The sequence below is a fragment of the Achromobacter sp. NCFB-sbj8-Ac1-l genome, from assembly GCF_052695805.1.
This window is the reverse complement of sequence record NZ_CP199812.1, coordinates 80,818-92,220: the sequence shown is the minus strand read 5'-3', so window position 1 is coordinate 92,220 and position 11,403 is coordinate 80,818. Positions and strand designations below refer to the sequence as shown.

11 protein-coding genes are annotated in these 11,403 nt (G+C 62.2%); 6 read left to right on the top strand and 5 right to left on the bottom strand.

Annotation, left to right across the window (positions count from 1 at the left end; genetic code table 11):
* Positions 1–3: 3 nt before the first annotated feature.
* The 4 genes from ACUDP5_RS00425 to ACUDP5_RS00410 form a co-directional block, all read right to left on the bottom strand.
* The gene (locus ACUDP5_RS00425; RefSeq protein ID WP_445657912.1) at positions 4–1,530 is read right to left on the bottom strand and encodes a phosphorylase family protein; all 1,527 of its coding nucleotides are present in this window, start codon (positions 1,528–1,530) and stop codon (positions 4–6) included.
* Positions 1,531–1,806: 276 nt separating this feature from the next.
* Positions 1,807–2,718 carry a hypothetical protein gene (locus ACUDP5_RS00420; RefSeq protein WP_445657911.1) on the bottom strand — a complete coding sequence of 304 codons (912 nt, stop codon included), beginning with the start codon at positions 2,716–2,718 and terminating at the stop codon, positions 1,807–1,809.
* Between the two features lie 55 nt (positions 2,719–2,773).
* Complete coding sequence (locus tag ACUDP5_RS00415; protein ID WP_445657910.1) at positions 2,774–3,061, bottom strand: DUF3892 domain-containing protein; 288 nt, start codon at positions 3,059–3,061, stop codon at positions 2,774–2,776.
* Between the two features lie 431 nt (positions 3,062–3,492).
* Positions 3,493–4,686 (bottom strand): acetylornithine transaminase, encoded by a 1,194-nt coding sequence (locus ACUDP5_RS00410; RefSeq protein WP_445657909.1) that lies wholly within the window; start codon positions 4,684–4,686, stop codon positions 3,493–3,495.
* A 212-nt stretch (positions 4,687–4,898) separates the two neighbouring features.
* Here ACUDP5_RS00410 and ACUDP5_RS00405 point away from each other — a divergent pair, with 212 nt between their 5' ends.
* The 5 genes from ACUDP5_RS00405 to ACUDP5_RS00385 all read left to right on the top strand — a co-directional run bounded on the left by ACUDP5_RS00405 (position 4,899) and on the right by ACUDP5_RS00385 (position 8,982).
* Positions 4,899–5,864 (top strand): tripartite tricarboxylate transporter substrate binding protein, encoded by a 966-nt coding sequence (locus ACUDP5_RS00405; RefSeq protein ID WP_263912731.1) that lies wholly within the window; start codon positions 4,899–4,901, stop codon positions 5,862–5,864.
* 268 nt (positions 5,865–6,132) lie between these two features.
* Positions 6,133–6,915, top strand: a complete 783-nt coding sequence (locus tag ACUDP5_RS00400; RefSeq protein ID WP_445657908.1) for a transporter substrate-binding domain-containing protein — start codon at positions 6,133–6,135, stop codon at positions 6,913–6,915.
* A gap of 27 nt (positions 6,916–6,942) precedes the next feature.
* Entirely contained in the window at positions 6,943–7,611 is a 669-nt protein-coding gene (locus ACUDP5_RS00395) for an amino acid ABC transporter permease (RefSeq protein ID WP_263912729.1), read from the top strand.
* Positions 7,608–8,264 carry an amino acid ABC transporter permease gene (locus ACUDP5_RS00390; protein ID WP_263912728.1) on the top strand — a complete coding sequence of 219 codons (657 nt, stop codon included), beginning with the start codon at positions 7,608–7,610 and terminating at the stop codon, positions 8,262–8,264. The genes ACUDP5_RS00395 and ACUDP5_RS00390 overlap by 4 nt, the downstream gene beginning before the upstream one ends.
* Positions 8,245–8,982, top strand: a complete 738-nt coding sequence (locus ACUDP5_RS00385) for an amino acid ABC transporter ATP-binding protein (RefSeq protein WP_263912727.1) — start codon at positions 8,245–8,247, stop codon at positions 8,980–8,982. Before ACUDP5_RS00390 ends, ACUDP5_RS00385 begins: the two co-directional genes overlap by 20 nt.
* Positions 8,983–9,031: 49 nt before the next feature.
* On the opposite strand, the gene ACUDP5_RS00380 is transcribed toward ACUDP5_RS00385, so the two are convergent.
* Positions 9,032–10,171 carry a DSD1 family PLP-dependent enzyme gene (locus ACUDP5_RS00380; RefSeq protein WP_263912726.1) on the bottom strand — a complete coding sequence of 380 codons (1,140 nt, stop codon included), beginning with the start codon at positions 10,169–10,171 and terminating at the stop codon, positions 9,032–9,034.
* A 221-nt stretch (positions 10,172–10,392) separates the two neighbouring features.
* Here ACUDP5_RS00380 and ACUDP5_RS00375 point away from each other — a divergent pair, with 221 nt between their 5' ends.
* Positions 10,393–11,352 carry a TAXI family TRAP transporter solute-binding subunit gene (locus tag ACUDP5_RS00375; RefSeq protein ID WP_263912725.1) on the top strand — a complete coding sequence of 320 codons (960 nt, stop codon included), beginning with the start codon at positions 10,393–10,395 and terminating at the stop codon, positions 11,350–11,352.
* The last annotated feature ends 51 nt before the right edge of the window (positions 11,353–11,403 follow it).

Below are 11,403 nucleotides of genomic sequence, written 5' to 3'. Positions count from 1 at the left end.
CTCCTAAGAGCCCAGCCCAAACGCGACCATGTCGGCTGCAACGATGGCTGCGGCCCTGGATGCTAGCTCGTGAAATGAGTTGTCCTTCTTATCATCGCCAAAATCGCTGATTCCTCGGATGACGAGCGATGGAACACCGTGTTGTGCGCATGCCGCGAAGATGCCGATGGCCTCCATTTCGGCCACCTCCACCTTGCCGTGAAGTTCGCGTAGCTGACGGAACTTCTCGGGATCACGAAGAAGTTTCTCGCCGCTTGCGATGGTTGCCGCCTTGGGCATCACCCCCTTGGAGACATCTCCAGCCTTTGATGTCTCGGGGTAGTGCAAGCCCTGCTTATTCCATGCTTGGGTCAGGCGCTCAGTGACAGAGCGTCCCGAGGCGAGATAGTTCGACACATCCTGCTGGATGCCGAATGCCGGGCGGTAGGTCTCTGGCCGTGCTTCGATATGACCGCCTGCCACTAGCGCAGCGCCTTCGTAGGCGACAACGCGGTCCGAGATGACCACGTCGCCAAGAGCGGTCTTCTCTCGCAAGCCGGCGGCGATGCCTATCATGATGACCAGCTTGGGCCTGAACTCCATTAGCAGCGTTGCTGTTGTTGCTGCGGCGTCAATGTTGCCCGCGCTACCGAACGTGGCAATGGTGCACGTTGCGAGGTTCCCCTTGGTTGTCTGCAATTGGGCGCGCCAATGGTTCTGGCCAATGTCGGTCTTCGCCGCAGGCGTTTCCTCATCGATTCCGAAAGCGATCTTAGCCGCGCTCAGTTCGATCGCCAGCGCCGTCAAAACGAGCACGTCCGTTGGGGCCGCATACGCCTCGGCAGCGAGCTCGCCCTCTAAGATTGCGACCACTCCGGCAGCAATCTCTGCGATTTGCAGAGCGGGTTCCTCGAGAGAGAGCGCTGGCGTCTTAGACACCGCGCGCGCGCCGGTGTGGCTCAAGAAGGACAGGGGGGTCGACATAAAACGTCTGTGCAGGCCGAGCGCGCCTTCGCCGTCTTCGCTATTAGCTCCGATCTTCAGATCCATTGGGTAGATCGGCAGCCCGCGCTTCATCATCTTGTACGCGCGGTCGGAAACGCCCTTGCCCCCCCCGAGGGCGATCATTCCCACAGCGTGGGCAGCCTGTGCGTCACCGACGTTGCCGCCGGTAACCACCTCATCAGGTATGACGTCGATTTGTGCCACCCCGCGATGCGAGAGTTTCGCAATCAGCGTCCGCTGCTCAGAGTTCATGCTGTCGCGCCTGTGCCTTTCCGCCAGCACAATGACCACGCGTGGCAAGTCGGACTCGCCCGGGAGGCAGGCATCGATCTCGCGCAGGATTGTCCAATCGAAGATCAATGGCTGTTTGGTCTCGTTGACTGGCTCTGCCGCCGTGTAGACGACAAAGCCATCACCGGCTTCCAACACCTTCTTAGTGATCTCGCGGACGAACTCGTGCGCCCGATCGAGCAGCGCAGGTGCGGCGGACTGAGAGGCGCTGCCGGCCAAGAGGAAATACCTTGGTTTGTGACTCGACTGATTCATTCGGCTGTGGAAGACCGCCTGTCAATCAGCCAACGGATGCGCCGCGAATACTGCAAGGCAGGCTCACACAGCACATGGCTGCAGGCTGGTGCCCCTGAGTGCATTGCTTATAGCCTCCAGTTGCTGTCGCAGGTTTCTTCGCTCCGTTTTGCTCAAGGAATACCGAGTGTAACAGAATGATTTTATTTATAGAAGCCACGGTCGCTATCGTGCTTTTCTCGCGCCAATATCGATGTAAAGTCAGAATAGAATATCGTGGATTTTGTGCTGCCAGCCTCAATCCGGCAGGCAATGTTCATACTTTTCCGGAAGCAGACTGTAGGCGCCCCATTTATTTAGCTTATACGCGGGAGTTCCACCATTTTCTTCATATACATTTCCAAAGAAAACTAATACCCGTCCGACTGCGCGCTGATCGAGGTGTTTTTTTTCATCATTCGTTGGCCACGTATACAACCTCACCTGAACACCGTCATCGGAAGCAAGAGTTATCTTGTTTCTACGGTCAAGACGAGAAAAAGAGCTAACGCGACCGAAGTAAAGATAAGGCTCTTTCGGAATATTTTCCGCCAATCTCGAAATATCAAACAGCTTATCTGTTAACCGCATGACATATTGACTATCCGGAAAGAAAAATGCCCGCGATAGGTTCTTATCAAAGTTTCGACACAAGGCCAACACCGTTGTCAACTTGCTCGGCAGAAAAAACTTCTCCCCGGTGTGGCGCCCTAAAGGCACCTCGGTCGAAGGCCCATCGATATCGACGATTTGAGTGAGGTCGAAAATTGCGTCAACGTCGCGTTCATTCAACGTGCTTTCAGGTGGTGCGTCGCGCCAGCCATTGATAATCGCGAGTTCACTATTCTGGACTGCCCGCCTCAATTCTTCTTCTGAAGAATAGTTAAGACCAGGCCCCCGTGACGATCGCAAATCGCAGGGGATTTTTTTGAATGCTGGTTTGTGGCGAAAATGCGCCGTACGACTATTGCTGAACAAGTCCGCCTTCTTCGGCGCGCGGATTAGTGGAGTCTTGCATTTTGGGCAAAACAATGCGTTCTCCATCTCCTCGCGGTATTCGGCCGGCTCTATCTGATCACCCTCAGCCTCCAATTTCTCTTCCGAGTGTGCTCCATACACCCAACCCGTCAGAAACAGCGCGTATGGGATACGATGATTTCCTTCCTGCACATTGCCCTCGCGTGAAAGCCGCTACTCAACTCTATTGCAAAATAGATTTATGCACTCAGGGGACACATTCTGGAAGACTCAACAGATTATTTGGCTGCTCACCATCGTTCTGGGTTTTCAAATATTTATGACCGGCTTGGCTTGTGGCAACAATCACCCATGTCGAATGTCCTGCCACCGATACCCAAAATCGCCATTTCCCCGATTCGATACCTGCGATGGCGTCCGCTTGGGACAATTTCCAACGGGTTTGATCTTCATTCACACCCCCTATGAACTGTATGCGCTCGTGTGCGCTGTAACGATCAGCCTTATTTATGCAGATAACTCGATGGTCTGACATAGCTCCTCCTCTAATTCATGGGGATATGCAATCTAGATAAATCGAAGAGTTTTTCGCATTTTGATTATTTTTGTTTCAAATACGGTACTTCTTCTCGAAAATAAAATCAAGAGGGCCACCGATGGACGCGCCAGTCGTATGCAATCTTCTCTAACTCAAAGGGCTCCTTTGAGAGAAGGGGGCTACCTACCGCGAACCGGATCATGACTAACAACTAGTTGGATCCTTGCACTCCTCGAACTGAACACGCAAGCCCAAGACTGCCGGTTCAAACATACACACATTCCCCACTTTCTAAGCCTCAATCGCCCGAGCAGCGCGTTCCGCTTGAGAAGTGCCCGCCAACGGCCAAACCCGGCTTACTAAATCAACAAAAAAAGAGGGCCGCTAACGCGGCCCCCCCATGATTACTGCCAATTGAATCGAATTAATCAGCCTTTACGCACCTGGCCAATCAACCCATCCAGCTGCTTAAGCATCGTCTCGATCTCCTCACCCGTCACATTCAACGCCGGCATAAAACGCAGCAAATTCGGCCGCGGCGCATTCAGCAGCAGCCCAGCCGGAGCCAGATTCCGCGCAGCTTCAACAATCGCCGGACCATCATCGCGATCCATCACCAGCGCACGCAGCAGGCCCATCCCGCGCTCGCCCTTCATCCCGTACTTAGCCGACAACGCCAACAGCCCTTCCGACAACTGCTTGGCACGAGCATTAACCGACTCCATGAAGCCAGGCGCAGCCAGCGCATCAAACACCGCCACACCGACAGCCGCCATCAACGGATTGCCGTTATACGTGCCGCCTTGGTCCCCATGCGAGAACACGCACACTTCCTGACGCGCCAACAAAGCCGCCAGCGGCACGCCGCCGCCGATACCCTTGGCCAGCGTCATGATGTCCGGCACCACGTCGGATTGTTGGTAAGCGAACATCGTTCCCGTACGACCCATGCCGGTCTGCACTTCATCCACAATGAACAGCAGCTTGTGCTCATCAGCCAGCTTGCGCAGGCCCTGCATGAATTCCTTCGTCGCCGGAATAACGCCGGCTTCGCCCTGGACGGGTTCGAGCATGATCGCGACGGTCTGGTCGTCGATCAACGCGCGCACCGATTCCAGATCATTGATCTCGGCCTTCGGGAAACCTTCGACCTGCGGCGCGAACATCTTGTCCCAGCCCGGCTTGCCCGATGCGGACATAGTCGCCAGCGTGCGGCCGTGGAAGCCGTGGTTCATGGTGATGATCTTGTAGGCGCCTTTCTTGTTGACCTGGCCCCATTTGCGGGCCAGCTTGATGGCGCCTTCGTTGGCTTCGCCGCCGCTGTTGGCGAAGAAGACGCGGTCAAACACCGATGCGCCGGTCAGGCGCTGGGCCAGCTCGATGGACGGCAGGTTGTAGAACGCCGGGGACGGGTTCATCAGCAGCTTGGACTGCTCGAGCAGGGCTTTCTGCATTTCCGGGGCGCAGTGGCCCAGGGTGTTGACGGCCCAGCCCTGGACGAAGTCCAGGTATCGCTTGCCCGCGTGATCCTCCAGCCAGGATCCCTGGCCTCGCACGAACACGAGGTCCGGGCGGGAGGTGATCTCCATGAGGGCGTTGACGTTGAACTGGCTGAATTCCATGGCGGTTCCTGCGGAATGAGAGAACAGGGGTTGAAAAAGGGTGGGAAACGCTAAAAGGTGAATTTAGCACCGGCGGGGGAATGCTATCGTGACGCACCCCCAGCCGATCCGCCCCAGGGCCGCCCCAAAAGGGCCGCCAGCGCGGGGCTCTCTATTTTATGCAACAGGCGCGGCCCTGCGCGGCGCCTTCTGTCGCTTTTTACTGACCGATCATGACAAGAATTCTTTCCAGTCTCGCTGCCGGCCTGGTGCTGGCCGCGGCCGCCACGGCGGCGCACGCCGATTATCCCGACCGCGCCATTCGCCTGATCGTGCCTTTCCCGCCGGGGCAGGCGACCGATATTTTTGCCCGCGCCCTGGCCGAAAAGCTGGGTACGGCGCTGAAGCAGCCCATCGTGGTGGAAAACCGTGCGGGCGCGGGCAGCAATATCGGCATGGAGCAGGCCGCGCGCGCGACGCCGGACGGCTACACGCTGGTGATCGCGGGCTCTGCTGCGGCGGTGAACCAGACGCTGTACAAGACGATCAACTACAGCCTGACGAACGATTTCGCGCCGGTGTCGGGGGTGTTCTCGGTGCCGCTGATGTTCCTGGCGACGCCGGCCTCGGGCATTACGTCGCTCAAGCAACTGGTGACGCAGGCGCGCGCCAATCCGGGTGAGCTGGCCTACGCCAGCGCGGGGATCGGCGGCACGCAGCATCTGTCGGCCGAGATGTTCAAGGCGGCGGCCAATATCGATATCCGCCACATTCCGTACAAGGGCAGCGGCCCGGCGCAGGCGGATTTCCTGGGGCACCAGGTGCCGCTGATGGTGGACTCGGTGACGGCGGGCCTGCCGCACGTGCAGAGCAAGAAGGCGGTGGCGCTGGCGGTGACGACGGCCAAGCGCCTGCCACAGCTGCCGGACGTGCCGACGGTGGCGGAAAGCGGTTATCCGGGGTTTGAGGCGATTGGCTGGGCGTCGGTGCTGGCCCCGCGCGGCACGCCGCCGGCGGTGACGAACTACCTGAGCCAGCAGATCGGCCACGTGCTGAGCACGCCGGAAATGCAGAAGTTCTTCCGCGACCGCGGTGCTGAACCGATGCCGCTGACGCCCGAGGCCACCGGCAAGTTCATTGCTGGCGAGGTCGACAAGTGGGGCAAGGCCGTGAAGCAGTCCGGCGCGCAGGTGGACTGACAGCGCGAGAAAAAGGGCCGGTCGCTGGCACTTGTTTCAGGGGCGCGGCGACCGGCCTGCCAGCTATCCCGGGCCGCGTTCCAAACCGGTGCGTGCAACGCCCTGAGACGACGCGTCGCGCACCAATCGGGTGCGCGATCAGGGGCCTGCTTCCCCCCGCCTACGGCAGCGCCGAAATGGCACGGAACTTGCTTTTCCAGTTTTGTATACCGAATTGGTGTGCAACGCCGAACCCCGTCCGGGGACGGCGCGCCCTGGAGAGTTCCTCATGAAGCGTAGAACCCTGTTGCTGTCCCTTTGCGCCGCCGCCAGCCTGTTGGCCGCGCCGCTTTCGCATGCCGACACGCTGGACGATATCGTCAAGAGCGGCACCATCAAGATCGCCGTGCCGCAGGACTTTCCGCCATTCGGGTCGGTGGGCGCGGACATGAAGCCGCTGGGCTACGACATCGATACCGCCGCGCTGATCGCCAAGCAGTTGGGCGTGAAGCTGGAACTGGTGCCGGTGACCAGCGCCAACCGGGTGCCGTACTTGCAGACGCGCAAGGTGGACCTGGTGATTTCCAGCCTGGGCAAGAATCCGGAGCGCGAGAAGGCGATCGACTTCTCGGACGCGTATGCGCCGTTCTTCAATGGGGTGTTCGGCCCGGCCGACCTGAAGGTGGCGTCGGCCGCGGACCTGGCCGGCAAGACGATTGGCGTGACGCGCGGCGCGGTGGAAGACATCGAGCTGACGAAGATTGCGCCGCCCACGGCGACGCTCAAGCGCTATGAAGACAACAACGGCACCATCACGGCCTTTCTGTCGGGCCAGGTGCCGCTGATTGCGACGGGCAACGTGGTGGCCGCCGCCATCCTGGCGCGCAACCCGCCCAAGAAGCCCGAGACCAAGTTCCTGATCAAGGATTCGCCCTGCTACATCGGCCTGAACAAGGACGAGCCGAAGCTGCGCGCCAAGGTCAACGAGATTCTGGCGGGCGCCAAGCGCGACGGGTCGCTGGCGGCGATTTCGAAGAAGTGGCTGGGCGCTGATCTGCCCAAGGATCTGTAAGGCAGGCGCGAGCGCCGGGGCGCCCTGATGGCTTATCAATTCGACTTCGCTTCCATGCTGGACTACACGCCGGTGCTCATCAAGGGCATCGGCGTGACGGTCGAGCTGATTGCCTTTGGCGCCGTGGCCGGCGTGGCGCTGGGCATCGGCTGCGCCTGGGCGCGCACGCAGGGCCCGCGCTGGCTGCGCGCGCCGGTGACGGCGTATGTAGAGGCGGTGCGCAACACGCCTTTTCTGATCCAGCTGTTCTTCGTGTTCTTTGGCCTGCCGTCGCTGGGCATCCAGCTGGGCGAGATGCAGGCGGCCTGCCTGGCGATGGCGCTGAACCTGGGCGCGTACAGCGCCGAGATCATCCGCGCGGGCATCGATGCCACGCCCAAGGGCCAGTACGAGGCCGGCGCGAGCCTGGCGATGACGCGCTGGCAGGTGTTCCGGCACATCGTGCTGAAACCCGCGCTGGCGCGCATCTGGCCGGCGCTGTCGTCGCAGATCGTGATCGTGATGCTGGGGTCGGCGGTGTGTTCGCAGATCGCGGCTGAAGACCTGACGTTTGCGGCGAACTTCATTCAGTCGCGCAATTTTCGGGCGTTCGAAGTCTATTTCGTCACCACCGGCATTTACCTGGCGTTGTCGGTGCTGCTGCGCCAACTGCTGCGCATGACCGGCAGGCGGCTGTTTCGCAAGGCGGCGCGATGATCGAGTTTTCAACCTGGGACATTGTCCGCAATCTGTTGCTGGCCGCGCGCTGGACCGTCGTGCTGTCGCTGGTGGCGTTCGTGGGCGGCGCGCTGATGGGGTCGCTGGCGCTGATGATGCGCACGTCGCGCGTGGCGCTGATGCGGCGCGTGAGCTGGGCCTACATCGAACTTTTTCAGGGGACGCCGCTGCTGATGCAGCTGTTCCTGGCGTTCTTCGGGCTGTCGCTGGCGGGCATCGAGGTGCCGCCGTGGCTGGCCGCGGGCGCGGCGCTGACGCTGTGGTCGGGGGCCTTTCTGGCCGAGATCTGGCGCGGCTGCGTCGAGGCAATTCCGAAAGGGCAGTGGGAAGCCTCGGCCAGCCTGGCGCTGGGCTACGTGCAGCAGATGCGCTATGTGGTGCTGCCGCAGGCGCTGCGCATCGGTGTTGCGCCCACCGTCGGCTTTGCGGTGCAGATCGTCAAGAGCACGGCGCTGACCTCGATCATCGGTTTTACCGAGCTGTCCAAGGCCAGCACGGTGATCACCAACGCCACCTTCAGCCCCTTCACTGTCTATGCCTGCGCCGCACTCATTTACTTTGCGCTGTGCTGGCCCCTGTCGCGCCTCAGCCTTTTGCTGGAAAGGAAGTTGCATGCCCCTCATCGCCCTTGAAGACGTCCGCAAGAAGTTCGGCGACAACGAAGTCCTGAAAGGGGTGACGTTGCGCGTGGAGCCCGGCGAGGTGATCGCCATCATCGGCAAGAGCGGCTCGGGCAAGAGCACGCTGCTGCGCTGCGTGAACGGGCTGGAACAGATCGACAGCGGCGCCATCATGGTGGCCGACGCGCAGCTGGGCGATGACGAATTGCGGTTGCGCGCCTTGCGGCTCAAGGTGGGCATGATCTTTCAGCAGTTCAACCTGTTTCCGCACCTGACGGTGGGACGCAACGTGATGCTGTCGCCGATGGTGGCCAAGCGGCTGCCGGAAGCGCAGGCGGCCGACCTGGCGCGCGCCATGCTGACGCGCGTGGGGCTGGGCCACAAGTTCGATGCCTGGCCCGAGGAATTGTCGGGCGGGCAGCAGCAGCGCGTGGCGATTGCCCGCGCGCTGGCGATGCAGCCGCTGGCGCTGCTGTGCGATGAAATCACATCGGCGCTGGACCCGGAGCTGGTCAACGAGGTGCTGGCGGTGGTGCGCGAGCTGGCCGCCGACGGCATGACGCTGCTGATGGTGACGCACGAAATGCGCTTTGCGCGCGAGGTCTGCGACCGCGTGGTGTTCATGCACCAGGGCAAGGTGCACGAGATCGGCCCGCCCGAAGAACTGTTCACGTCGCCGGCCACGCCGGAACTGCGGCAGTTTCTGGGGATGACGGACCTGGCGCACTAACCAGGCGCCCGGCGCCGACGCATCGCGGCGCCGGACCGACCCCGCCGCGTCAGCGCGAGAAGCCGCGCGCCGAGATTTCCCAGATGTCTTGCACGATGCCGTCGCGAACCACCACCAGGCCGTCGTGCAGGTTGAAGGTGGGGTCGACGTGCGAGGGCACCAGCAGCAGCGTGTCGCCCAGCGCGGGGGGCTGCGTGCCTTCTGCCACGCGCACGACGCCATGCTCGTCGTTGATGGACGCGTACGTCAGGCCCGGCGCGCCGTGGATGGCAGGCGGGCCGCATTCGGCGGTGGTGGATTTCAAGCCGGCGTCCAGGATGACGCGGTCTGGCGCGGGCGTGCTCATCACGGTGGACAGCACGAAGAGGCTGTTCTGGAAGGTGAGCGGGCCGTCCCATTCGTTGGCGCCGTAGTCGCCGTCCATGAAGGCATACGACCCGGCCTGCAATTCGGTGAAGACGCCGCTGGCGGCGTCGAATTCGGCGCTGCCGGTGCCGCCGCCCGTGATGGTGTCGCAGGCGATGCCGCTTTCGCGCAGCAGCAGCTGGTACGACGCGGCGATGCGCGCGGCCTGGCGGCAGACCTCGGCGCGTTCCTGGCGGGTGCGGAAATGCTGCACCGACCCGTGATAGGCCTGCAGGCCGGCGAATGCCACGCCCGGCAGCGCCCGCGCCTGTTGCGCCAGCGCCAGCACCGTGGCGTCGTCCGCGACACCACAGCGGCCCTGGCCGACGTCCACTTCCACCAGCACGTCGACCTGGGCGCCGGCCGCGGCCATGGCTTGCGAGATCTGCGCGAGGTTGGCGGCATTGTCGACACAGACGCTGATCTTGGCCACGCGCGCCAACTGGGCCAACAGCTTGAGCTTGGCGGGGCCGACGACTTCGTTGCTGATGTGGATGTCGCGAATGCCGGCGGCCACGAAGGGCAGGGCCTCGCTGACCTTCTGGCAGCAGATGCCGCGTGCGCCCAGCGCCAGTTGCCGCAGGGCGATTTCGGGGCATTTGTGGGCCTTGGCGTGCGGGCGCAGCGCGACCTCGTGGCGGTCGGCCCAGGCCTGCATGGCGCGCAGGTTGGCCTCGAACGCGGCCAGGTCCAGCACCAGGCTGGGCGTATCGACGCTGGCCAAGGGATCGCCCATCTGGGCGGGCGGGGGCAGCGCGATGCCGCGTATGACTTCCTGGGACATCTGGACACTCCGATTTCTGCTGTGCGAGAGAAGTCGCCACCCCCAGGTAAACGATAGCCCTGCAAGCATTGGCTGGGGGGTGCCGCCATGCCAGAATTTCACCACAAATAGAGCCCCCCACGGCGGGCCCGCCATGGCGGGCTTTTTGCCGGGCAGGGGCCCAGGCCCCGAAAGGGCCTCGCAGCACCCAGCATGCCCCTTAGAACCCTGGAGAAGCTCGCATGAAATCAAGAAGATGGATCACCACCCTGGCCCTGGCTGTGTCCCTGACGGCTGCGGCCGGCGCGGCGCAGGCGCAACAGTTCTTCCGCATCGGCACCGGCGGCACCGCCGGCACGTACTACCCCATCGGCGGCATCATCGGCAACGCGGTATCGCAGCCGGGCAAGCTGATCGCCACCGCGGTGGCCTCCAATGGCTCGGTCGCGAACATCAACGGCATCATGGGCGGCTCGTTCGAAGCCGGCTTCACGCAATCCGACGTGGCCTACTGGGCCTATAGCGGCACCGGCACGTTCGAAGGCAAGCCCAAGGCACAAGACCTGCGCCTGATCGCCACGCTGTATCCGGAAAGCATTCACCTGGTGACGCGCAAGGGCGCGGGCATCAAGGGCGTGGCCGACCTGAAGGGCAAGCGCGTGTCGATGGACGAGCCCGGTTCGGGCACGCTGGTGGACGTACGCCTGATCCTGGGCGCCTACGGCCTGACCGACAAGGACATCAAGGCCGAATACCTCAAGCCCAACCAGGCGGGCGACAAGCTCAAGGACGGCGGGCTGGACGCGTTCTTCTTCGTGGGCGGCGCCCCCGCCGGCGCCATCGCCGAACTGGCGTCCACGGGCGGCATCGAACTGGTGCCGCTGGTGGGGCCGGAAATCGACGCGTTGCGCGCCAAGCAGGAATTCTTCACGCCCGACGTGATTGCCGCCAACACGTACCAGAACGTGCCCGAGGTGAAGACCATTTCGGTCAACGCGCAGATGGTCACGTCGGCCAAGATCCCCGAGCAGACCGTGTACGAGGTCACCAAGGCCCTGTACAGCGACGCCACGCGCAAGACGCTGGATTCGGGCCACGCCAAGGGCAAGCTCATCACGCGTGACAACGCGATCAAGGGCGCGGGCATTCCGTTCCATCCGGGCGCCGAGAAGTTCTACAAGGAAGTGGGTCTGCTGAAGTAGTCCACAGACCGCAGGCCGCGGACCCCGCCGGTCCGCAACATCCCGCGCGCG